The following is a 23625-nucleotide window of genomic DNA, read 5'->3' as shown; positions in this document are numbered from 1 at the left end:
TTTTCAGGAAGGTTAAATCCACTGCAATGCTATCCAGTACAACCCACCAGACAGAAAAATCGCCGCCGGTAAAGTAAACACCCACGCCATCAGGATGCTGGTTACCGTTTTACGCTGTAACCCACCGCCGTCCACCACCATCGTCCCTGCTACCGCAGACGAGAGGACGTGCGTTGTGGAGACGGGCATCCCAATATAACTGGCAAGGCCGATAGACACTGCCGCCGTCATTTGTGCCGCCATGCCTTGCGCATACGTCATGCCGCGCTTACCAATCTTCTCACCGATGGTCATCGCTACACGACGCCAGCCAATCATGGTGCCAATGCCGAGCGCCAGTGCTACCGCCATGATGATCCACACCGGAGCGTACTCAATGGTGCTTAACATATCACTGCGCAGTTTTTTCAGCAGGTTCTGATCTTCTTTACTGACGCCTGGCAGTTTCGCCAGCTTCGCAGAGGTATCAGAGATGCACAGCATAATGCGGCGCAGCTGGCTGCGCTGACTCACGCTTAACGGCTCGTAGCTTTCCATATTACCTGGCAACATCGTTTTAACGCGCGCAATCGCATCAAAGGTATTTGCCGGATGACAATGAAACTCCGTTACTTGCGTGCCATCAGTCGATGCCGCAGGCAATGGAGGTTCCATCGCAATCAACTTCTGCGGCAGTTCAGGATGCTGTTGCAGATAGTGTTCAAAGTTGGTGACGGCATCGCGGGTACGGGTAATTTCATAGCCGGACGCATTCATATTGACGACGAAACCAGCAGGAGCAATCCCCACCAGTACCAGCATCACCAGTCCGATCCCTTTCTGCCCGTCGTTCGCGCCGTGCGAAAACGCCACGCCCGCAGCGGAAACAATCAGCGCAATACGCGTCCAGAATGGTGGCTTACGTTTGCCTTTTTTCTTTTTGCGATCTTCCGGAATGCGGTGAATACGGTCACGCTTTTTCGTCCCGCTCCAGTAGCGGCGCAGCAGGAATATCAGGCCTCCCGCAATGACCAGACCGACGATAGGGGAAACAATCAGCGAGGAGAAAATTTTGGTCACTTCACGCAGGTTTAACGCATCCATCACCGATGAGCCGGTTAACAGCGCGTTGGTTAAACCGATGCCGATAATCGCACCAATCAAGGTATGCGAACTGGAGGCCGGTAAACCAAAGAACCACGTTCCCAGGTTCCAGATAATCGCCGCCAGCAGCATGGAAAAGACCATCGCCAGGCCGTGAGTTGACCCCATATTCAGCAACAAATCGGTTGGCAACATATGGACAATGGCATAGGCAACGCTAAGTCCGCCTAGCAATACGCCAAAAAAGTTAAAAAATGCCGCCATCACCACGGCAAGCTGTGGCTGCATGGCACGAGTATAAATAACGGTTGCCACCGCATTCGCCGTGTCATGAAAACCATTGATTGCTTCGTAGAACAACACAAATGCCAGAGCAAGTAATAACAAAAGCCCTGTGTATATATCAAGGCCAACAAATAAATTTAGCATATATTAGATTACGCCATTTTGAATTTACGAACGGACGCATTATCAGTGACTTTCACGGCGTGGGCAAAGTGAAATATCATCTTTTAACGATAAAAAGAGTGTTATTTCTTGTGTATCAGACAATAAGCATTCATTCAAAATATTTAAAAATAATTAGAACACAGGTATTCTGCTGGTTAATATATTCACATATGAAATGAATAAATATTGAAATATATAAATATTGAATATTTTGATTAATCCCCGCACTGATTATTCTTCATAATCAGTACGGGGCTGCTACAACATCTATTACTCTTTCACGACAATTAACGGTTCAATATCACTCTCTTTTTTGATGACCAGTGATTCATCACCGCGCAAACACGTCCCACCGTAGTTGCCGCCAACGGTGAAGGTACATACCTGAATATATTTACCGTCCACTTTCGGCAAACACCACAGTTGCTGATAGATGTTTTTCTGCTCGGCAAATTTACCGCTGGTTTTATCCAGCACCTCTTCATGATGGCTGACGAGGTCGATGTTACTGCCACAGCGACCGGCGATCGGTTTCACTGCGTAACCTGTTTTTACCAGTTCATCATTAACAGTGAAATCGGTATCCAGTAGGTAACGATGGTGCGGGAACAGCGACCAGAGGATCGGCAGAATCGCTTTGTTGCCGGGGATCACCGTCCACAGCGGCTCAAAGACCAGCACTTCCGGGCGCAGCAATACGTCAATTAAACGCACTTCATTTTGCGGATGACCGGTACGGATCGGCACCGCAGCAAACTCACGGTCGCTAACTTCACGAATCTGATCAAACGCGGTTTCCCACGCCCAGGTTTTCCACACGCAGTTAACCAGTCGCCCTTCCCCATCAATCAGTTGCCCGGCAGCATCCCAGCCCAGTTCATCCAACCCACGCAAGATACGCGTTTCAAAGCCCGCCTGGTGCAGCGCCTGCTCCATAAACTGCGCGTGATAGTTTTCCTCGATATCTTTGTCCTGCATGATATGGACAAACGGACGTGCACGACTGTGTTTCCAGGCACCAGCCAGTTCGTTAATCAGCCCTTCCGCAGGATTGAAGCCGTTGCCTTTATAGCCCTGCTCCGCCCAACGTTCGAGGATCAAGCCCGCTTCGGTATGACAGGAGGCGGAATCGGCGTTGTATTCGTAGACCTTCAGGCCACGTTCGTCCATACAGAAATCCATACGACCGGTGATCATATGGTGACGGCGACGCTGCCAGGAGAGACGCAAACGTGGCCAGAGGATTTTCGGAATGTCGAACAGCGCCAGCAGGTTGTCATCTTTTAGCACCTTGTCGGTTGCGTGAAGATACATCAGGTGCAGCTCGTTGGTAGCTTTAATCAACTCCTGCTCTGCGCTCTCGGTAATGGTGTAGTAATGATACGGATCCTGATTGATCACCTGACCGTTGGCCTGCACGTAGGCATTTTGTAGCGGATCTTTTTCATCCAGCCATTTACCGTCAAACTGACCTTTGTTTTCCAGACGCGCTCCGCTGATTTTCAGCAGCTCGCCAGCAATTTCCGGCTGCGGTAAGCTGTATTCGGTATCTTCCGTCTGGATCATCCAGCCCAGAATGGTGGTGTCATCAAACGTGTCTTTAAGGGTATAGCAGCCGTTTTCGACCACCATCTCCAGCTCGCGTGTCCACTGTTGCCCTTGCGGTAACGGGGAATGAATCACGTTCTGTTCCGCAATACGGACTTTGTTGCCATGCAATTGGGTAATGATGGCGACATGGCCAGTGTCTTTAAATTCACCGCCTTTATCCCAGATAAGAAGCGCACCCGCGACCGGCGCACGCGGCGAGCCGTTAGGAAATGCCTGCAATGGCAGGATGTTGTCATTAACCACTTCACGCAGGAAGCGCAGCGAGAAAATCTCCCACGCCATACCCACGTCAGTGAAGACCACACCGTAATTCAGAAAGAGAAAACGGCGAGCAAATTCAACGCATTGCCATTTGTGGCCCATATATTCGTCGTCGATATAGCTACGGAATACGGCGTCATCTTCGTATTCCTGCGGATCGAGAGAACTGTAATCTGAAGAGTAGATTGCTACCCCACCTGGGGCGTAGCCCAATAATGTCCCGAACGGGGCATCCTGGCTGGTCGTTCCTTTGCTCATCACTTTACCTTTAACAATACAACCTAAGCAGTTGGCGTAATTGTTGTGCTCTGATTACCTGCTCAGCGACATTAACCGGACAGAGGTCAGACTAATCATACACCTCATCGCAGCGGCTGGCGCAAAGGGTTAAAAAATTCACATTCTGTACAGCAAGTGACCTGCTACACTGCTTCAACACTACCACTCAGAAGGCAACTCACTATGACAGACAATACTTATCAGCCCGCGAAAGTCTGGACGTGGGAGAAATCCGCAGGCGGCGCGTTCGCCAATATCAATCGCCCGGTTTCTGGTCCAACGCATGAGAAAACGCTGCCGGTGGGCAAGCACCCGTTGCAGCTCTATTCTCTGGGCACGCCAAACGGTCAGAAAGTGACAATTATGCTTGAAGAGCTGCTGGCGCTGGGCGTTACTGGTGCAGAGTACGACGCCTGGCTGATTCGTATTAGCGATGGCGATCAATTCTCCAGCGGCTTTGTCGAAGTGAACCCGAATTCGAAGATTCCGGCGCTGCGCGATCATACTCATAATCCGCCACTCCGCGTGTTTGAGTCAGGCTCGATTCTGCTTTATCTGGCGGAGAAATTTGGCTACTTCCTGCCGCAGGATCTGGCAAAACGGACCGAAACGCTGAACTGGCTGTTCTGGTTACAGGGTGCCGCGCCGTTCCTCGGCGGTGGTTTTGGTCACTTTTACCATTACGCGCCGGTGAAAATTGAATACGCCATCAACCGCTTTACCATGGAAGCCAAGCGCCTGCTCGACGTGCTGGATAAGCAACTGGCGCAGCATAAGTTTGTTGCGGGCGATGAGTACACCATTGCGGATATGGCGATCTGGCCGTGGTTTGGCAACGTGGTGTTAGGTGGTGTGTATGATGCCGCAGAGTTTCTTGATGCGGGCAGTTATAAACACGTGCAACGCTGGGCGAAAGAAGTGGGCGAACGTCCGGCGGTGAAGCGTGGGCGTATTGTTAACCGCACCAACGGGCCGCTGAACGAGCAGTTGCACGAGCGCCATGACGCCAGTGATTTTGAGACAAATACGGAAGATAAGCGTCAGGGGTAAGGGTTGGTGTTCGTCGCAGCAAGCCATCCAGGCCGGATAAGGCGTTCACGCCGCATCCGGCAATCATGCACAATGCCTGATGCGACGCTGTCGCGTCTTATCAGGCCGACGAAAGCTAATCATCACGCGCTGGTAATGTCGTAATCCATTTGGCGCAGTGCGTCTAATGTCGCTTTGGCTTCGTCTTCGTCGATGATGCTCATGGCAAATCCGACGTGCACAAGTACCCACTGGCCCAGCAGATCGGCAGGATTACCTTCACAAATCAGGGCGATATTCACGTCGCGCTTGATACCACATACTTCAACCTGCGCAAGCTGGTGAATATCTTCACCGACAGCCAGCACCTGGCCTGGAACGCCAATACACATTGTTAACTCCGGTTATTCAACTTCAATACTTTTGACGATCAGCGAATCGCCGGTATCGACACGCAACCGCTCACCATGACAGAGCGGGCATTGCGCATCGTGCTGATGAATCTCCACTACCTGGCTGCAATCCCAGCACCAGGCTTGGGCGGGTTTATAGACGATATGTAAATCGCACCCTTGCGCCACCGTTCCGTGGCAGACAATTTCAAAACTAAAACGGACGGCGCTCTCCTCAACGCAGGAGAGCGCGCCAATTTCCAGCCACACGGCGGTGACGCGCTTAACATCATGCTGCTCCGCCTGCCGTTGGATAATTTCAACGGCGCTCTGGCAAAGCGACAACTCATGCATTTTCGCCACTCCTGCGGCCAAATAGCAGGGCACGACGCCCTGCGTGTGGTACATCCGGATTGGTGACCGGCAGCGAAAGGATCATCCGCGCGCAGTCATCCGTCAGCCGTTGGCCCTCTTCAATCGACATGCTATGCGAAAGCGGCGACATCAGCGAGCAGGAGAGGTATTGCGAAACACCGTCCAGTTCGCCAACGGTAAAGGTCATGGTGCCATACGGCAGTTGCAGACCAATTTTTTCACTGACTTTGCGCAGTGGCCAGAGTTGATCCGGGCCGGGGAAGATAACTGCACTCAGCATCCACGGGGTGATTACACACCCCGTCCACTGACCTTCGAACAGCGTAAAGTCAGAAACATACACTGGCATTGAAGGATGCAGAAAAGAGAGATCGTGCATCGAACGCCGGGCAATTTCTTCAAACGCTGCCTGTACTTGCGCCTTCGGGGAGGTCTGAAAACCTGCTATCTCTTCATTCATGAGTCGCCTCCCGTGGGATGGCTTCCACGCCTGATTCGCGCAGCGCAACCAGAACCTGCTCAAGCGCAGGTTCAATCATCGCTTCGACCGTCGGCGTCAAACCGATGTGCGGCTCCAGCGATTCCGGGATCACGCCGACCAGGGTCAGCTTTTTCGGAAACTCGCCGGTGAAGCGCAGGGCCGACAATACGTCGGCCAGGCCAAGCTGATGCGGAGAGATTTTGTTGGTAAACAACGCCGGAACTTCTTCATCCCGCAGGATCATCATCGTTCCCGGCGCGTTCTTTTTCGACACAATGGCATCGGCGATAATCAGATGATCGCGATTTGCCATGTCGCCAAGCAGCTCCATTCCCGCCGTGCCGCCATCGAGGATCTCAACATAATCCGGCAGAATGTATCGTTGCTCTAACGCTTCGACAATCCGCACACCGATGGCTTCATCGGTCAGCAAAATATTGCCAACCCCTAAGACTAAAATACGCATTACAGTACCTTCACTGAAACCACTTCGTTGCCGTCGGCATCCACTACGTGTACCGCACAGGCCATGCACGGGTCGAAGGAGTGAATGGTTCGCACGACTTCCAGCGGTTTATTCGGATCGGCAACCGGCGTGCCCACCAGCGACTGTTCGTAAGGACCAACGTCGTCATTGAAGTTACGCGGGCCAGAGTTCCAGGTTGATGGAACAACTGCCTGGTAGTTACTGATAATACCGTCTTTGATCACCATCCAGTGAGAGAGCATACCGCGCGGTGCTTCAAGGAAGCCAACGCCTTTGAACTCACCTGTAGCCGGAATGTTCGGCTTCACAAAGGTGGTGTGATCGCCTTTGCCGATATTGGTAATCAGTGCACTGTATTGATTTTGCAGGATATCCTGCAATTCGCAGCAGTGAACGGTACGACCAATAATACGGCCCAGCGTGGAGTGCAGCTGCGCCACTTCCAGCGTGTTGCCTGTCAGTTTCTGATAAATCGCAACGATTTCATTCAGTTTGTTTTGGGTAGATTCGCGACCTGCCGCCAGTTTCACCAGCATGTTAGCCAGCGGACCCACTTCTACCGTTTTGCCGTAGAAAGTCGGTGATTTCACCCAGGAATATTTACCGTCGTCAGACCAACCGTCGTAAGCCGGAATGGTGGTACCTTCCCACGGTGCCTGCGGCGCTTCGTCTTTATACCAGGAGTGCTTCGCACTTTCCTGAATCCCTTTGATCAGATATTCATCGGAATGAGAAGTGATCGGACGATACGAGGACAGATCCGCATTCTCAATGTAGCCGCCCGGGAACAGGAAGCTACCATTTTTGCTGTCGGTCGGAAATTCCGGCACGCTCAGGTAGTTCACCGCACCTTTACCACGCTCCAGCCATTCCGGATAGAACGCGGCGATAACCGCGGTATCAACCTTGTAAACCTGCTCAACAAAGTCGCTCAGTTTGTCGATGAAAGACTTGATGTACATCAGGCGCTCAAGGTTCAGCACACCCAGACCGTCGAGGTTGATCGGGTTCGCGACACCACCTACCGCCAGGTTCTGAATGTGCGGCGTTTTACCGCCCAGCAGCGCCACGACGCGGTTAGCGTCACGCTGGCACTCCAGCGCTTGCAGGTAGTGCGCTACCGCAATCAGGTTCACTTCCGGCGGCAGTTTCATCGCCGGGTGACCCCAGTAGCCATTGGCGAAAATACCCAACTGACCGCTGGCAACCAGATCTTTGATCTTGTTCTGAACTTTGGTGAACTCTTCCGGGCTGTTCAGATGCCAGGTCGAAACGCCTTTCAGCATTTCGGAGGCTTTGGTTGGGTCAGCTTGCAGTGCAGAAGTGATGTCCACCCAGTCCAGCGCCGAAAGCTGATAGAAATGAACGATATGGTCATGCGTGGTGTGCGCAGCCAGAATGATGTTACGGATGTATTGCGCGTTAACCGGAACGTCGATATTCAGCGCACTCTCTGCCGCACGAACGGAAGATAGCGCATGAGTGGTGGTGCATACGCCACAGATACGTTGCACAATCATCCATGCATCGCGCGGATCGCGGTTTTTCACGATCTCTTCCATGCCGCGCCACATGGTACCGGAAGCCCATGCTTTCGAAACGACGCCATTTTCGATTTCGCAATCGATTCGTAAATGCCCCTCAATACGGGTTACCGGATCAATAGTAATTCTCTGGCTCATGCTTTGCTCGCCTCATGACGATTATGATCGTTTTGTTTTAAAGGAGGAAGTATCGGCAGTAGACGAATGAGTACGATGTAAGCGCAAATCTCAATAGCCACAAAACCAATAGAAATCAACAGTTCTTCCCAGGTCGGGAAGTAGGCGTAACCGCCGCCCGGGTTGAATGCCACCAGCGAATAGGTCAGACGCCAGGTTGCACAACCTAACAGTGCGCTCAGTGCTGACAGGAACAGCATGCGGGAATCATTACGCAGCTTCGCCACACGCAGAACGACCAGTGGGAAGAGCATCAGCAGGACTTCAATCCAGAACATCACGGAGTAGAAGTCACCGGCAAACGCTAACGACAGCTTGTCGCGATAGATCAGCTCGCCAAAGCGCAGCACGATGAAAATCGCCAGCAACACACTGATGGTGTTGGTCAGTTTGACGAACAGGCTCTTTTCATCCGGACCGTTGCCACGCAGACCCGCCTGCACCAGCGAACCTTCAAAGATGACAATCGAGAAGCCCATGATGAACGCCGTCAACAGCGAGAACAGCGGCAACATTTCATAGCTTTGCCACAGCGGATGCACCTTGTAGCCCGCCGAGATCATCAGCGACCCCATTGAAGACTGGTGCATAGTTGGCAGCAGCGCACCGAGCGCGATGATGAAGAACATCACCTTATTCAGACGTTTGAGCGACACCTTCCAGCCCAGACGTTCAAACAGTGCCGGAGCAAATTCCAGTGCCATCACGCCGATGTAGATAGTCATACAGACCGCCGTCTCGAACAGTACCGAGTTCACGTTGAAGTGACCCGGAATGTAGAAGTACGGCAGGTTCCAGTAGCGACCCACGTCGATAGTGATCGACAAGCCACCCAGTGAGTAACCAAACAGACTTGCCAACAGTGCCGGACGTACCAGCGGATGGTATTGCCCACGATTAAAGACGTATACCGCCCACGCCAGCGCCCAGCCGCCACAGGCAAAGCCGGTGCCGATCAGCAGGTCAAACGCGATCCACACGCCCCACGGGAAGCCGCCGTTCAGGTCAGAGACAGAGCCCAGACCGAACACCAGACGCTTCACAATCAGGAGCATACAGATGACGATTAACGGTCCAAAAATCATGACCGGTTTACTGATGATTTTGCCGCCCAGCGGTTGTGGATCATGACTCATGATCGTCTCCTCCGTCGTGATGGTCGTTTTTGGTGTTGCGACGAACCAGCACGGTTAAGCCCGCCAGCACAGCCAGTGGTAGCATCATGCCTTTATACAGGGTGTGTTGAACATGTTCGGAACGCGCACCAGTAGAAAGATCGTCCAGTTTCGGCAGGTCGAGATTTTCATAAGGCACACCCGTCAGTACCAGTACCTGAGTACCGCCGCCCTCTTTCTCGCCGTACAGATGCGGATAATATTTCGGCACCGTATGCAGGTAAGTGTCGCCAGATTTCAGCGTCTGACGCGGATAGTGGTATTCGCTGCCAGGCTTCAGCGCCAGACGTTTTTTCGCCTCCGCCATCAGCTCTTCACGCGTACCAAAAATCACCGCGCCCGCCGGGCACACTTCTACGCAGCCAGGCAGACCGCCTTTATCGAGACGTTCCACACCTTTCTGGTTGCACAGCTCGCACTTATGCAGCGCACCAAACGGGTTGTTGTAGTCGTACTTCGGCACGTTGTACGGGCAGGCGACCATGCAGTAACGGCAGCCGGTGCACACATCTTTGTCGTAATGGACAATGCCGGTTTTCGGATCTTTTTTCAGCGCGGAGACCGGGCACACGGAGACACAGTTCGGATCGACGCAGTGCATACACTGTTTCTTAATGTACGCGTAGCCGTTCTCCTCCTGGTCTTTGTTGACCCCCGTGCCGCTGGTCCACACCTGAATGATGTTATTGGTGTACGGCGACAGTTTGTCGTTGTTCGACCAGGTCTGTTCCCCTTGTGGGTTACGTTCAGGGAAGTTGATATCCTGACACTTGGTGACGCAAGCCTGGCAGCCTACGCACAAGGTCGAGTCGTACAACATCCCCAGCGATCCCGGAATTGGCGGGCGGTTTTCAGCAGCCGCATGACTGACAGATGGCAGCGCGCCCGTCAGCAATGCCCCGCAGGAGGCTGCTTTAATAAAATTACGTCTGTTCACGGTTATTCTCCCCGTGAGTCAGCGTTATCTTTCTTTTGCTGACGACCCAGTTCACGCACCGCCATCACGCTGACACCGGCAACCAGCCCAACCACACCGCCGAGCAAACCGATAGCGCCTGCAGAGACGTTGCCGCCCTCTTTAGCGTTAACATCCGGTTTCTGCGAACGCGGAGTCTGGTTTTCGACGTTGGCAAGCTGATGGATGCCTTTATGGAAGCCGATACCTTCTTCGTTACAGCCATAGCACGGGTGACCAATCGCCACCGGCCACACACCACCAACATCGCAGAATTGCAGCGTTGAGCAGTTGCCGTAAGTTTCTGGCCCTTTACAGCCGAGGTGGTACAGGCACCAGCCTTCGCGGTGGCCTTCATCACCGAACTCTTTGGCAAAACGACCAGCATCGAAGTGCGGGCGGCGTTCGCAGTGTTCGTGAATCAGACGGCCATAGGCGAAAGTCGGACGGTTTTTGTCATCCAGTTTCGGCGGTTTGCCGTAAGTGATGATGTGCGCAACGGTCGCGAGGAAGTTGTGCGGGTTCGGTGGGCAGCCCGGAATGTTGATAACGGTTTTGCCCGGCAGAACTTCTTGCAGGCTGACAGCGCCAGTTGGGTTAACTCCAGCTGCGGCAACACCGCCCCACGCAGAGCAGGAACCGATAGCGATAATGGCTGCTGCGCCTTCCGCCGCTTTGCGGATGTGATCCACAATCGGCTCACCAGCAACCATGCAATAAATACCATTATCTTTTAATGGGATGGAACCATCCACCACTAACACATACTGCCCTTTGTACTTCTCGAGAGCGTTATGTTTGTTCTCTTCGACCTGATGACCGAAGGCGGCGGAAAGCACTTCGTGATACTCGAGAGAGATCGTCTCCAGCACGAGGTTTTCTACCGTTGGATGCGTTGCACGAAGCAGAGATTCCGTACAACCGGTGCACTCCTGCGCGCCAATCCAGATAACTGGCGGACGCTGCGGATTAGTAACCGATTCGGCCATCTCTGCAGCGGCTTTGCTACTTAACCCCATGGTGGCGGCTAATGCTGCACAAAGCTTCATGAAATCACGACGGTTAATGCCGTGAGAATGGATGAGGGTGTTATCTCCAGTCATTTATAGTTATTCCGTTGCGAAGACCTGGCATATATTTTGCCTCAATCGCAAAATCAATAATGCGATCGATGCGCCATTTACCACACATTTATTATGGTTATCGATATCATGATACTGCGGCGGGGCACTAAAACGAAGGGAATAAGCATTAGTGTAATTAATTAAAGCAAGATAATACGTATGTTTGATCAATTTTCGAGGCGATAACCGGCCATAAAAAAGCGCAACGTAGAACAGGAATTATTCTCACGAAAGAAATCCATTACCATCTCTTTATCCAGTCCATAGCGGCGCGTCAGAATCCCCGCTTCCCAGGCGCTAAGCTGGCGATCTCCGGTCTTTTCGTACATCCGGTGTGAGTAGCCTAATACAAAACCGCGTTTATAATCGGCACAGTATTTTGTCACATTAACCGCACTGTCGGCATGCGTTGCTTTTAATCCCGCCATTAAGCCTTTACCAAAATGGTTATTCATCGTTCACCTCATTCGATATATATTGTCATATATAGCGATATTTTAGGCAAAGAACGACTTTTGCGCACGCTATTTTTTCATGCTTGTTTAAGACGTAATCCCGTAAGAGATAAACCTATCAGGAGAGATATTTATCGAACCATTTCAGCGTCCTTTGCCAGGCAAGATCGGCGGCAGATTTGTCATAACGGGGCGTGGAATCATTATGGAATCCGTGATTAACCCCCGGATAGATATACGCCTCATAGACCTTATTATTGGCTTTCAACGCCGCCTCGTAAGCGGGCCAGCCCTCGTTGATTCGGGTATCCAGTTCCGCGTAGTGGAGCAGTAAAGGCGCTTCAATCTTCGCCACATCGGCAGTGGGTGCCTGACGACCATAAAACGGCACCGCGCAGGCCAGTTCCGGATACGCGACAGCCGCCGCGTTCGATACACCACCGCCATAGCAAAATCCGGTAATACCCACTTTGCCTGTCGCTTGCGGATAGCGTTGCATAAACTCAATTGCGGCAAAGAAATCATTCATCAGTTTGGTTGGATCAACCTGCTGTTGCAGCTCACGACCTTTATCATCATTACCCGGATAACCTCCAACGGAACTTAAGCCGTCAGGTGCCAGGGCGATATACCCCGCCTTCGCCACTCGCCGTGCCACATCTTCGATATACGGATTCAGTCCACGATTCTCATGCGCCACCACCACGGCTGGCGTTTTGCCGCTCATCTTTGCGGGCTTCACCAGATAACCCCGTACCTCGCCGTGACCATTTGGCGAAGAATACGTGATGTACTCAGCAACAATTTCCGGGTCGGTAAACTCTACCTGAGTCGCCAGCGCATAATTTGGCTTGAGCAAATCAAACAACGCTAATGCCGTCATCCCGCCCACCGCATACTTCGCCGCAAGGTTGAGGAACTCACGTTTCGAAATTTTCCCGTGAGCGTAATAGTCGTAGTAATCCAGCAACTCTTGTGGGAAATCTTTAGCGGTCAGACGCGGCATCATTGCACTCCTCAATTGGTGTTTTTTTAAGCAAAGCATAAGCACGTGTTTTTGCCCAATTTTTCGTCACACTGTGAGCGATGCTACGGGATCCCCCCTGGTAAATCGCTAAACTGGAAACATTGTTTCGAAATTGAATGGTGGAAAGGAGAGGTCATGGTCTGGTTAGCGAATCCCGAACGTTACGGGCAGATGCAATACCGCTATTGCGGAAAAAGCGGTTTACGCCTGCCCGCGTTATCGCTCGGTTTATGGCACAATTTCGGTCACGTTAACGCACTGGAATCACAGCGTGCGATCCTGCGCAAAGCGTTTGATTTGGGCATTACGCACTTTGATTTAGCCAACAATTACGGGCCGCCTCCAGGAAGCGCAGAAGAGAACTTTGGTCGCCTGCTGCGGGAGGATTTTGCCGCTTATCGCGATGAACTGATTATCTCTACCAAAGCCGGATACGATATGTGGCCCGGCCCGTACGGCTCTGGCGGCTCACGTAAATACCTGCTCGCCAGCCTCGACCAAAGCCTGAAGCGGATGGGGCTTGAGTATGTCGATATCTTTTACTCTCATCGCGTCGATGAAAATACGCCGATGGAAGAAACCGCCTCTGCGCTGGCTCATGCGGTACAAAGCGGTAAGGCGCTTTATGTCGGGATCTCCTCTTACTCGCCAGAGCGGACGCAAAAAATGGTCGAGTTGCTGCGCGAGTGGAAAATTCCGCTGTTAATTCATCAACCTTCGTACAATTTGCTGAACCGCTGGGTGGATAAAAGCGGCCTGCTGAATACCCTGCAACATAACGGCGTGGGCTGCATTGCCTTTACTCCTCTGGCTCAGGGATTGCTGACCGGAAAATATCTCAACGGTATTCCGCAAGATTCACGGATGCATCGTGAAGGGAATAAAGTTCGTGGCCTGACGCCGAAAATGCTCACCGAAGCCAACCTCAACAGCCTGCGGTTATTGAATGAAATGGCACAGCAGCGTGGACAATCAATGGCACAAATGGCGTTAAGCTGGTTGCTGAAAGATGAGCGAGTGACGTCGGTATTGATCGGTGCCAGCCGTGCAGAGCAACTGGAAGAGAATGTCCAGGCGCTGAATAATCTGACATTTAGCACCGAGGAGCTGGCGCAGATTGATCAGCATATCGCCGATGGCGAGCTGAATCTGTGGCAGGCGTCTTCCGATAAATGACCTGTTAATAACGGGCGCGAGAACCGCGCCCGAATCAGATCAGTGATTATGACGAGTCAGTCGGTCAAGATAGCCCATCACAAATGCAGAGAGCACAAACGTCAGATGGATAATGACGTACCACATCAGTTTGTTATCAGGGACATTTTTCGCATCCATAAAGACGCGCAGTAAGTGAATGGAAGAAATTGCCACAATCGACGCTGCTACTTTGTTTTTCAGCGACGTTGCGTCCATTTTCCCCAGCCAGTTCAGCTTCTCTTTGTTCTCGGAGATATCCAGCTGCGAGACGAAATTCTCATAACCGGAAAACATCACCATCACCAGCAAACCGCCAACCAGCGTCATATCCACCAGCGACAGCAACACGAGGATCAAATCTGATTCCGCCATCGAGAAGATATTCGGCAGTACGTGAATAATCTCCTGGAAGAACTTCAGCGCCAGAGCAACTAACGCCAGCGAAAGGCCAAAGTACACGGGGGCAAGCAGCCAGCGAGAAGCATACATTGCATTTTCAAGAAAACGTTCCATACATTCCTGTCGTGTAGTTAAAACGGGCAACAGTATATCGCAATTGAGTAAACATCGCGCAACAGCAAATCAACATATCCGTTAAACCTTTGTCGCATAAATCCGAGGTTTAGGGATCTTCCTGGTTCCCTTATCAACGCACCGAGAGCGTCTACCCTTAAAGGACGTTGAACCTGAAGGGAGAAAAGCGATGTCTCATTTAAAAGACCCGACCACGCAGTATTACACTGGTGAATATCCCAAACAGAAACAACCGACGCCAGGCATCCAGGCGAAGATGACACCAGTGCCGGATTGCGGCGAGAAAACCTATGTTGGTAGCGGTCGCCTGAAAGATCGCAAAGCACTGGTGACAGGGGGCGATTCCGGAATCGGTCGTGCTGCCGCCATCGCTTACGCGCGTGAAGGAGCTGACGTAGCGATCAGTTATCTTCCCGTAGAAGAAGAAGACGCTCAGGATGTGAAAAAGATCATTGAAGAATGCGGACGCAAAGCCGTCCTGCTGCCAGGCGATTTAAGCGATGAGAAATTCGCCCGTTCGCTGGTTCACGAAGCGCACAAGGCGTTAGGCGGGCTGGATATTATGGCGCTGGTCGCCGGGAAACAGGTTGCCATTCCTGATATTGCAGACCTCACCAGCGAACAGTTTCAAAAGACCTTTGCCATTAACGTTTTCGCGCTGTTCTGGCTAACCCAGGAAGCGATCCCCCTGCTACCGAAAGGTGCCAGTATCATCACCACTTCGTCAATCCAGGCATACCAGCCAAGCCCGCATTTACTGGACTATGCGGCTACGAAGGCGGCGATTCTGAACTACAGCCGAGGCCTGGCAAAACAGGTCGCGGAGAAAGGTATTCGGGTGAATATTGTTGCGCCAGGCCCGATCTGGACAGCACTGCAAATTTCCGGCGGACAGACGCAGGATAAGATCCCGCAGTTTGGTCAGAAAACGCCGATGAAGCGTGCGGGGCAACCGGCGGAACTGGCCCCAGTATATGTTTATCTGGCAAGTCAGGAGTCGAGCTATGTCACCGCAGAAGTGCACGGCGTGTGCGGCGGCGAGCATTTAGGCTAAAAAAATGCCCGGTTGTATAAAGCCACCGGGCATCATCGTACTTTATAACTCTTGCCGGATGCGGCGTGAACGCCTTATCCGGCCTACAAATTCATGAAAATTCAATACGTTGCGATAGATTTTGTAGGCCTGATAAGCGTAGCGCATCAGGCAATTGTCTTTACTTCGCTTTGGCGGTTTCTTCGCCGACCAGACCTATCTTCAGGTAACCCGCCTGATGCAGCGTATCCATTACCTTCATCAACGTCTCGTAATCGACGGTTTTATCCGCACGGAAGAAGATGGTGGTGTCTTTCTTACCTTCGGTTAACGCATTCAGCGCCGTAACCATTGTTTCATCGGTGACCGGATCGTTACCGATAAACATCGAGTTGTCCGCCTTCACCGACAGATAAACCGGTTTTTCCGGGCGCGGCTGCGGCGTGCTGGTAGAAGCAGGCAAGTTCACCTTCACATCTACCGTCGCTAACGGCGCTGCCACCATAAAGATAATCAGCAGAACCAACATCACGTCGATAAACGGCGTCACGTTGATATCATGCATTTCGCCGTTATCGTCGAGGTTTTCGTTAAGATGCATTGCCATCGAACATTATCCTGCGCGTAATTTTTGGGCGACACGAACCGGATGCGCAGCGGCGCTGGCTTCCAGATCCAGGTCACGACTTTGCAGCAATAATACCTGCGCTGCGACATCACCCAGCATCGCTTTAAAGCCGCCAATCTGACGTGCAAATACGTTATAGATAACGACCGCCGGAATCGCTGCCACGAGGCCGATTGCCGTTGCTAACAGAGCTTCTGCGATACCCGGCGCAACGACAGCCAGATTAGTGGTCTGCGTTTGCGCAATACCGATAAAGCTGTTCATGATGCCCCAGACCGTACCAAAGAGGCCCACAAACGGCGAAATCGCGCCGATGGTTGCAAGGTAGCCGTTACCGCGGCCCATTTGACGCCCCACGGCGGCGACCCGACGCTCCAGACGGAAGCTGGTACGTTCTTTAATACCTTCGTTATCGTCGCTGCCTTCTGACAGTTCCAGCTCATCCTGCGCTTCATTGAGCAAATGCAGGCTTAAGCTTTTGCTACCAAAATCAGCGGCGATATCGTTGGCCTGGTTCAAGGAACGCGCTTGGGCCAGCAGTTGCTGTTCGCGTTTCAGGCGACGCTTCTGATTGAAGAACTCAACGCTCTTACTGAAGAAGATTGCCCAGGTGACTACGGACGCCAAAATAAGCCCAATCATCACGCACTTAACGACAATATCGGCGTGCTGATACATACCCCAGACGGAAAGATCCGTCTGCATTAAATTATTACCCACTGTGTATCTCCAGGACGCAAATCACAAAATCTGCGCATAATAATATCAAAACGACGTCGAATTGATAGTCGTTCTCATTACTATTTGCATACTGCCGTACCTTTGTTTTCTTTTCCTTGCGTTTACGCAGTAAAAAAGTCACCAGCACGCCATTTGCGAAAATTTTCTGCTTTATGCTAATTCTTCAGGATGCGCCCGCGAATATTCATGCTAGTTTAGACATCCAGACGTATAAAAACAGGAATCCCGAGATGGCGGACAAAAAGCTTGATACTCAACTGGTGAACGCAGGACGCAGCAAAAAATACACTCTCGGCGCGGTAAATAGCGTGATTCAGCGCGCTTCTTCGCTGGTCTTTGACAGTGTGGAAGCCAAAAAACACGCGACGCGCAATCGCGCCAATGGCGAGTTGTTTTATGGACGGCGCGGAACGTTAACCCATTTCTCCTTACAAGAAGCGATGTGCGAACTGGAAGGTGGCGCAGGCTGCGTGCTGTTCCCCTGCGGGGCGGCGGCGGTTGCTAATTCTATTCTTGCTTTTGTCGAACAGGGCGATCATGTGTTGATGACCAACACCGCCTATGAACCGAGTCAGGATTTCTGTAGCAAAATCCTCAGCAAACTGGGCGTAACGACATCGTGGTTTGATCCGCTGATTGGCGCAAATATCGTTAAACATGTGCAGCCAAACACTAAAATCGTGTTTCTGGAATCCCCAGGCTCCATCACCATGGAAGTCCACGACGTTCCAGCGATTGTTGCCGCCGTGCGCAGTGTGGTGCCGGATGCCATCATTATGATCGATAACACCTGGGCGGCCGGTGTGCTGTTTAAGGCGCTGGATTTTGGCATCGATGTTTCCATTCAGGCCGCTACCAAATATCTGGTGGGGCATTCAGATGCGATGATTGGCACTGCCGTGTGCAATGCCCGTTGCTGGGAGCAGCTGCGGGAGAATGCCTATCTGATGGGCCAGATGGTTGATGCCGATACCGCCTATATAACCAGCCGTGGCCTGCGCACTTTGGGTGTTCGCCTGCGTCAACATCATGAAAGCAGTCTGAAAGTGGCTGAATGGCTGGCAGAACATCCGCAAGTAGCGCGAGTTAACCACCCTGCTCTGCCTGGCAGTAAAGGCCACGAATTCTGGAAACGAGACTTTACAGGTAGCAGCGGACTATTTTCCTTTGTGCTTAAGAAAAAACTCAATGCTGAAGAGCTGGCGAACTATCTGGATAACTTCAGTTTATTCAGCATGGCCTACTCGTGGGGCGGGTATGAATCGTTGATCCTGGCAAATCAACCAGAACATATCGCCGCCATTCGCCCGCAAGGCGAGATCGATTTTAGCGGGACCTTGATTCGCCTGCATATTGGTCTGGAAGATGTCGATGATTTGATTGCCGATCTGGACGCCGGTTTTGCGCGAATTGTGTAATGTTGCCAGTTTGGACAAATTTGCAGACATTTAATTGTGAAAAGTCTTAAATTGTTGCGTCCGGGATCAAGGCGTCCCGGGTGATTCAGGAGTACAATAGGCAGATAAAGGCTTAAACGCTGTTCCACAGGAAAGTCCATGGCTGTTATTCAAGATATCATCGCTGCGCTCTGGCAACACGACTTTGCCGCGCTGGCGGATCCTCATATTGTTAGCGTTGTTTACTTTGTCATGTTTGCCACGCTGTTTTTAGAAAACGGCCTGCTGCCCGCCTCATTTTTGCCAGGCGACAGCTTGTTGATACTGGCAGGCGCATTGATTGCCCAGGGGGTTATGGATTTTCTGCCAACGATTGCGATTCTGACCGCCGCAGCAAGTTTGGGCTGCTGGTTAAGTTATATTCAGGGGCGCTGGTTAGGGAATACTAAAACGGTGAAAGGCTGGCTGGCACAGCTTCCTGCCAAATATCACCAGCGCGCCACCTGCATGTTTGACCGTCACGGTCTGCTGGCGCTGCTGGCTGGACGTTTTCTCGCATTTGTCCGTACGCTGTTGCCAACCATGGCGGGTATTTCCGGTCTGCCAAACCGCCGCTTCCAGTTTTTCAACTGGCTAAGCGGATTGCTGTGGGTCAGCGTAGTAACCAGTTTCGGCTATGCCTTAAGCATGATTCCGTTCGTTAAACGGCATGAAGATCAGGTAATGACATTCCTGATGATCCTGCCGATTGCCTTGTTAACTGCAGGCTTGTTAGGCACGCTGTTTGTGGTGATTAAAAAGAAATACTGTAACGCCTGACAATTTCCCCCGTTCCCGGTTGCGGTACCGGGAACGCATTTAACTCCCCTGCATCGCCCGCATTCTTGCCGCATCCTCCCCCGGTGTCACACCAAAGTAACGTTTAAACTCACGGCTAAATTGCGACGCGCTTTCGTAGCCGACGCGCATCGCTGCTGCACTGGCCTTCATGCCGTCGTGGATAATCATCATCCGCGCCTTATGCAGACGGTAATTCTTCAAATACTGCAACGGCGAGGTGCTAGTGACAGACTTAAAATTATGGTGGAACGCCGATACGCTCATGTTGGCTTCTGCCGCCAGTTGCTCGACGCTCAGGTTTTCGGTGTATTTATTCTCAATTCGTTTCAGCACGCGACTAATCAGGCTGAAGTGGGTCTGACGGCTGACCAGCGCCAGTAACGCGCCACCGCAAGGTCCGGTCAGCACGTAGTACAGAATTTCGCGGATGATCTGTTTGCCGAGAATACGCGCATCCAGCGGTCGCTCCATCACATCGAGTAACCGCTCCGCCGCACATAAAATCTCTTCTGATAACGTGGCAGAGTTAATCCCGCTGGCTGCCATCGACGGCCGAAAATGCTCATCTTCGCCAATGTCCATCAACAGCTCTTGTAACTGCAAAACATCGACATTGAGACGCACCCCTGCCAGCGGTACCTCTGACGTGGCATAAGTTTCGCACTCAAACGGCAACGGCACCGTCAGCAGCAGATATTCATTGGCATCATAACGAAACACGCGTTCATTGATATAACCGATTTTATGCCCGGAAAAGAGAATTATGATGCCGGGCTCGTACATCACCGGCGTACGTGCGAAAGGCGTCTCGCCATACAACAAACGCACATCGGGCAATAGCTCTGACAAACTATTTTCTTTATTTTTCAGTTTATTAATTTTACCCGCCAGCAAGCGGCAAATCTCTTCACGTTTCATATCGCGTAATTTCTTAGGAATAATGCGGCAATTTGATTGTGCGCAATTTTGTAGCATTTCTCCAGCACTCTGGAGAAATAGGCAAGACATTGGCAGAAATGAGCATTGAGAGGTACGGCGCTGGCGACCACAATGAAAAACATCAGGCAGACCGATCTCTGCCCTCATATTGACCCAGCAAAGGGAGCAAGTAATGAACCACTTTAATCTGCACACCCCAACCCGCATTCTGTTTGGTAAAGGCGCAATCGCTGGTTTACGCGAGCAAATTCCTCACGATGCACGCGTATTGATTACCTACGGCGGCGGCAGCGTGAAAAAAACCGGCGTTCTCGATCAAGTTCTGGATGCCCTGAAAGGCATGGACGTGCTGGAATTTGGCGGTATTGAGCCAAACCCGGCTTATGAAACGCTGATGAATGCCGTGAAACTGGTTCGCGAACAAAAAGTGACTTTCCTGCTGGCGGTTGGCGGCGGTTCTGTACTGGACGGCACCAAATTTATCGCCGCAGCGGCTAATTATCCGGAAAATATCGATCCGTGGCACATTCTACAAACGGGCGGTAAAGAGATTAAAAGCGCCATCCCGATGGGCTGTATGCTGACGCTGCCAGCAACCGGTTCAGAATCCAACGCAGGTGCGGTCATCTCCCGTAAAACTACAGGCGACAAGCAGGCGTTCCATTCTGCCCATGTTCAGCCGGTATTTGCCGTGCTCGATCCGGTTTATACCTACACTCTGCCGCCGCGTCAGGTGGCTAACGGTGTAGTGGATGCCTTTGTGCACACCGTGGAACAGTATGTTACCAAACCGGTTGATGCCAAAATTCAGGACCGTTTCGCAGAAGGCATTTTGCTGACGCTGATCGAAGATGGTCCGAAAGCCCTGAAAGAGCCAGAAAACTACGATGTACGCGCCAACGTTATGTGGGCGGCGACTCAGGCGCTGAACGGTTTAATTGGCGCAGGTGTACCCCAGGATTGGGCAACGCATATGCTGGGCCACGAACTGACTGCGATGCACGGTCTGGATCACGCGCAAACGCTGGCTATCGTCCTGCCTGCACTGTGGAATGAAAAACGCGACACTAAACGCGCTAAGCTGCTGCAATATGCTGAACGCGTCTGGAACATCACAGAAGGTTCTGACGATGAGCGTATTGACGCCGCGATTGCCGCAACCCGCAATTTCTTTGAGCAATTAGGCGTGCCGACCCACCTCTCCGACTACGGTCTGGACGGCAGCTCCATCCCGGCTTTGTTGAAAAAACTGGAAGAGCACGGTATGACCCAACTGGGCGAAAATCATGACATTACGCTGGATGTCAGCCGCCGCATATACGAAGCCGCCCGCTAAGCTTTTTACGCCTCAAACTTTCGTTTTCGGGCATTTCGTCCAGACTTAAGTTCACAACACCTCACCGGAGCCTGCTCCGGTGAGTTCATATAAAGGAGGAACGTATGGCTAATCCAACCGTTATTAAGCTACAGGATGGCAATGTCATGCCCCAGTTGGGACTGGGCGTCTGGCAAGCAAGTAATGAGGAAGTAATCACCGCCATTCAAAAAGCGTTAGACGTGGGTTATCGCTCGATTGATACCGCCGCGGCCTATAAGAACGAAGAAGGTGTCGGCAAAGCCCTGAAAAATGCCTCAGTTAACAGAGAAGAACTGTTCATCACCACTAAACTGTGGAACGACGACCACAAGCGCCCCCGCGAAGCCCTGCTCGACAGCCTGAAAAAACTCCAGCTTGATTATGTCGACCTTTACTTAATGCACTGGCCCGTTCCTGCTATCGACCATTATGTCGAAGCATGGAAGGGCATGATCGAATTGCAAAAAGAGGGCTTAATCAAAAGCATCGGCGTGTGCAACTTCCAGATCCACCACCTGCAACGCCTGATTGATGAAACTGGCGTGACGCCGGTGATAAACCAGATTGAACTCCACCCGCTGATGCAGCAACGCCAGCTTCACGCCTGGAACGCGACACACAAAATCCAGACCGAATCCTGGAGCCCATTAGCGCAAGGTGGGAAAGGCGTTTTCGATCAGAAAGTCATTCGCGATCTGGCAGATAAATACGGCAAAACCCCGGCGCAGATTGTTATCCGCTGGCATCTGGATAGCGGCCTGGTGGTGATCCCGAAATCGGTCACACCTTCACGTATTGCCGAAAACTTTGATGTCTGGGATTTCCGTCTCGACAAAGACGAGCTAGGTGAAATTGCCAAACTCGACCAGGGCAAACGCCTCGGCCCCGATCCTGACCAGTTCGGCGGCTAACGCGCAAATTCTCCCGGTGGCGGTAATGTTCCGCTACCGGACTTTTCAGAAATCATTTATTCCCCTCGCGTCACGCCCATTGTTACTCTTCCTTGTTCAGGAACGCCAAATATAAGGGCATCATCATGCAGAGCCGGAAGCTCTTAAAGGAACAACTCATTTACATCCGGGATGAACGCAACGGAGAGGTGAAAAACAGATGAAAATAATACTTCTGTTTTTAGCAGCCCTGGCAAGTTTTACCGTACACGCGCAGCCTCCTTCACAGACCGTAGAACAAACAGTCCGGCAGATTTATCAGAACTATAAATCAGATGCCAGTACGCCTTATTTTGGTGAAACCGGAGAGCGAGCGATAACTTCTGCGCGTATTCAACAGGCGCTTACCCTGAACGACAATCTTACGCTGCCGGGCAATATTGGCTGGCTGGATTATGATCCGGTTTGTGATTGTCAGGATTTTGGCGATCTGGTGTTAGAAAGCGTAGCGATAACCCAACCTGACGCCGATCATGCCGATGCCGTTGTGCGCTTTCGTATCTTTAAAGACGATAAAGAAAAGACCACGCAGACACTGAAAATGGTGGCGGAAAATGGTCGTTGGGTCATTGACGATATTGTCAGCAATCATGGCAGCGTCTTACAAGCAGTTAATAGCGAGAATGAAAAAACGCTGGCCGCTGTAGCTTCGTTGCAAAAAGAACAGCCGGAAGCCTTTGTTGCCGAACTCTTTGAACATATTGCTGATTATAGCTGGCCGTGGACGTGGGTGGTTTCCGACTCTTACCGCCAGGCGGTCAATGCCTTCTATAAAACCACCTTCAAGACTGCCAACAATCCCGATGAAGATATGCAAATAGAACGGCAATTTATTTACGACAATCCAATCTGTTTTGGCGATGAGTCGCTATTTTCACGTGTTGATGAAATTCGAGTCCTGGAGAAAACCGCCAATTCAGCCCGCATTCATGTTCGTTTTACGCTGACCAATGGCAACAACGAAGAGCAAGAATTGATTTTACAGCGGCGCGAAGGTAAGTGGGAAATCGCTGATTTTATCCGTCCAAACAGCGGCAGCCTACTTAAACAGATTGAGGTGAAAACCGCCGCCAGATTAAAGCAATGAGCTGAATAAAATAACAA

At 51.6% G+C, this 23625-nt stretch carries 24 protein-coding genes; 8 read left to right on the top strand and 16 right to left on the bottom strand.

The window, feature by feature from the left end; genetic code table 11:
* Positions 1-12: 12 nt before the first annotated feature.
* Together pitB and gss are read right to left on the bottom strand one after the other, a co-directional pair.
* Positions 13-1512, bottom strand: coding sequence for an inorganic phosphate transporter PitB (pitB, locus tag BEB54_RS13840; RefSeq protein WP_088541747.1), 1500 nt, complete (start codon positions 1510-1512; stop codon positions 13-15).
* Positions 1513-1803: 291 nt separating this feature from the next.
* On the bottom strand, positions 1804-3663 hold the full coding sequence (gss, locus tag BEB54_RS13830) for a bifunctional glutathionylspermidine amidase/synthase (protein WP_001295514.1): 1860 nt from the start codon (positions 3661-3663) through the stop codon (positions 1804-1806).
* Positions 3664-3867: 204 nt separating this feature from the next.
* On the opposite strand from gss, the gene yghU reads away from it, so the two are divergent.
* A complete protein-coding gene (gene yghU / locus BEB54_RS13825) occupies positions 3868-4734 on the top strand; it encodes a glutathione-dependent disulfide-bond oxidoreductase (protein ID WP_105276755.1) in 867 nt (288 codons plus the stop codon).
* Between the two features lie 122 nt (positions 4735-4856).
* Here the strand turns inward: yghU and hybG are convergent, their stop codons facing one another.
* From hybG to yghX, 10 genes are all read right to left on the bottom strand, one after another.
* Positions 4857-5105, bottom strand: coding sequence for a hydrogenase maturation factor HybG (gene hybG / locus BEB54_RS13820; RefSeq protein ID WP_000334896.1), 249 nt, complete (start codon positions 5103-5105; stop codon positions 4857-4859).
* A gap of 12 nt (positions 5106-5117) precedes the next feature.
* Positions 5118-5459, bottom strand: coding sequence for a hydrogenase maturation nickel metallochaperone HypA (gene hypA, locus BEB54_RS13815; protein WP_000544953.1), 342 nt, complete (start codon positions 5457-5459; stop codon positions 5118-5120).
* Positions 5452-5940: a hydrogenase-2 assembly chaperone gene (hybE, locus tag BEB54_RS13810; protein ID WP_001001337.1), complete on the bottom strand. Its 489-nt coding sequence runs from the start codon at positions 5938-5940 to the stop codon at positions 5452-5454. The genes hypA and hybE overlap by 8 nt, the downstream gene beginning before the upstream one ends.
* The gene (locus BEB54_RS13805) at positions 5933-6427 is read right to left on the bottom strand and encodes a HyaD/HybD family hydrogenase maturation endopeptidase (protein ID WP_001221942.1); all 495 of its coding nucleotides are present in this window, start codon (positions 6425-6427) and stop codon (positions 5933-5935) included. The genes hybE and BEB54_RS13805 overlap by 8 nt, the downstream gene beginning before the upstream one ends.
* On the bottom strand, positions 6427-8130 hold the full coding sequence (gene hybC / locus BEB54_RS13800) for a hydrogenase 2 large subunit (RefSeq protein WP_000083057.1): 1704 nt from the start codon (positions 8128-8130) through the stop codon (positions 6427-6429). Before hybC ends, BEB54_RS13805 begins: the two co-directional genes overlap by 1 nt.
* Positions 8127-9305, bottom strand: a complete 1179-nt coding sequence (gene hybB, locus BEB54_RS13795) for a Ni/Fe-hydrogenase cytochrome b subunit (RefSeq protein ID WP_000017694.1) — start codon at positions 9303-9305, stop codon at positions 8127-8129. Before hybB ends, hybC begins: the two co-directional genes overlap by 4 nt.
* Positions 9295-10281 carry a hydrogenase 2 operon protein HybA gene (gene hybA / locus BEB54_RS13790; RefSeq protein WP_001081868.1) on the bottom strand — a complete coding sequence of 329 codons (987 nt, stop codon included), beginning with the start codon at positions 10279-10281 and terminating at the stop codon, positions 9295-9297. Before hybA ends, hybB begins: the two co-directional genes overlap by 11 nt.
* A gap of 2 nt (positions 10282-10283) precedes the next feature.
* Positions 10284-11402 carry a hydrogenase 2 small subunit gene (gene hybO / locus BEB54_RS13785; protein ID WP_000145410.1) on the bottom strand — a complete coding sequence of 373 codons (1119 nt, stop codon included), beginning with the start codon at positions 11400-11402 and terminating at the stop codon, positions 10284-10286.
* Between the two features lie 188 nt (positions 11403-11590).
* The gene (yghW, locus tag BEB54_RS13775) at positions 11591-11878 is read right to left on the bottom strand and encodes a DUF2623 family protein YghW (RefSeq protein WP_001059139.1); all 288 of its coding nucleotides are present in this window, start codon (positions 11876-11878) and stop codon (positions 11591-11593) included.
* A gap of 118 nt (positions 11879-11996) precedes the next feature.
* Positions 11997-12884, bottom strand: coding sequence for a YghX family hydrolase (gene yghX / locus BEB54_RS13770; RefSeq protein ID WP_123059738.1), 888 nt, complete (start codon positions 12882-12884; stop codon positions 11997-11999).
* 156 nt (positions 12885-13040) lie between these two features.
* Between yghX and gpr the strand changes: the two genes are divergently transcribed.
* Entirely contained in the window at positions 13041-14081 is a 1041-nt protein-coding gene (gene gpr, locus BEB54_RS13765) for an L-glyceraldehyde 3-phosphate reductase (RefSeq protein WP_053294542.1), read from the top strand.
* 39 nt (positions 14082-14120) lie between these two features.
* Here gpr and BEB54_RS13760 read toward each other — a convergent pair whose 3' ends face one another.
* The gene (locus BEB54_RS13760) at positions 14121-14615 is read right to left on the bottom strand and encodes a TIGR00645 family protein (protein ID WP_000439331.1); all 495 of its coding nucleotides are present in this window, start codon (positions 14613-14615) and stop codon (positions 14121-14123) included.
* 190 nt (positions 14616-14805) lie between these two features.
* On the opposite strand from BEB54_RS13760, the gene yghA reads away from it, so the two are divergent.
* Complete coding sequence (gene yghA, locus BEB54_RS13755; protein WP_000018758.1) at positions 14806-15690, top strand: NADP(+)-dependent aldehyde reductase; 885 nt, start codon at positions 14806-14808, stop codon at positions 15688-15690.
* Positions 15691-15850: 160 nt separating this feature from the next.
* Here yghA and exbD read toward each other — a convergent pair whose 3' ends face one another.
* Positions 15851-16276, bottom strand: a complete 426-nt coding sequence (exbD, locus tag BEB54_RS13750) for a TonB system transport protein ExbD (RefSeq protein WP_001240714.1) — start codon at positions 16274-16276, stop codon at positions 15851-15853.
* 6 nt (positions 16277-16282) lie between these two features.
* Positions 16283-17017 carry a tol-pal system-associated acyl-CoA thioesterase gene (exbB, locus tag BEB54_RS13745; RefSeq protein WP_000527851.1) on the bottom strand — a complete coding sequence of 245 codons (735 nt, stop codon included), beginning with the start codon at positions 17015-17017 and terminating at the stop codon, positions 16283-16285.
* 251 nt (positions 17018-17268) lie between these two features.
* Between exbB and metC the strand changes: the two genes are divergently transcribed.
* Together metC and yghB are read left to right on the top strand one after the other, a co-directional pair.
* Entirely contained in the window at positions 17269-18456 is a 1188-nt protein-coding gene (gene metC, locus BEB54_RS13735; RefSeq protein WP_088541752.1) for a cystathionine beta-lyase, read from the top strand.
* Positions 18457-18594: 138 nt separating this feature from the next.
* Positions 18595-19254: a DedA family general envelope maintenance protein YghB gene (gene yghB / locus BEB54_RS13730; protein ID WP_000268419.1), complete on the top strand. Its 660-nt coding sequence runs from the start codon at positions 18595-18597 to the stop codon at positions 19252-19254.
* A gap of 39 nt (positions 19255-19293) precedes the next feature.
* Here the strand turns inward: yghB and yqhC are convergent, their stop codons facing one another.
* Positions 19294-20193, bottom strand: a complete 900-nt coding sequence (gene yqhC, locus BEB54_RS13725; protein WP_143425161.1) for a DNA-binding transcriptional regulator YqhC — start codon at positions 20191-20193, stop codon at positions 19294-19296.
* A 193-nt stretch (positions 20194-20386) separates the two neighbouring features.
* On the opposite strand from yqhC, the gene yqhD reads away from it, so the two are divergent.
* The 3 genes from yqhD (at position 20387) to BEB54_RS13710 (ending at position 23608) form a co-directional block, all read left to right on the top strand.
* Complete coding sequence (yqhD, locus tag BEB54_RS13720; protein WP_105282215.1) at positions 20387-21550, top strand: alcohol dehydrogenase; 1164 nt, start codon at positions 20387-20389, stop codon at positions 21548-21550.
* Between the two features lie 104 nt (positions 21551-21654).
* Positions 21655-22482 carry a 2,5-didehydrogluconate reductase DkgA gene (gene dkgA / locus BEB54_RS13715; protein ID WP_032185137.1) on the top strand — a complete coding sequence of 276 codons (828 nt, stop codon included), beginning with the start codon at positions 21655-21657 and terminating at the stop codon, positions 22480-22482.
* Positions 22483-22681: 199 nt separating this feature from the next.
* Positions 22682-23608 (top strand): YbjP/YqhG family protein, encoded by a 927-nt coding sequence (locus tag BEB54_RS13710; protein ID WP_105276758.1) that lies wholly within the window; start codon positions 22682-22684, stop codon positions 23606-23608.
* Positions 23609-23625: the final 17 nt, after the last annotated feature.

The organism is Escherichia sp. MOD1-EC6021 (genome assembly GCF_002965245.1).
Classification (GTDB): domain Bacteria; phylum Pseudomonadota; class Gammaproteobacteria; order Enterobacterales; family Enterobacteriaceae; genus Escherichia; species Escherichia coli_F.
The sequence above is the reverse complement of the archived record's forward strand: the minus strand, read 5'-3'. Positions and strand labels throughout refer to the sequence as shown.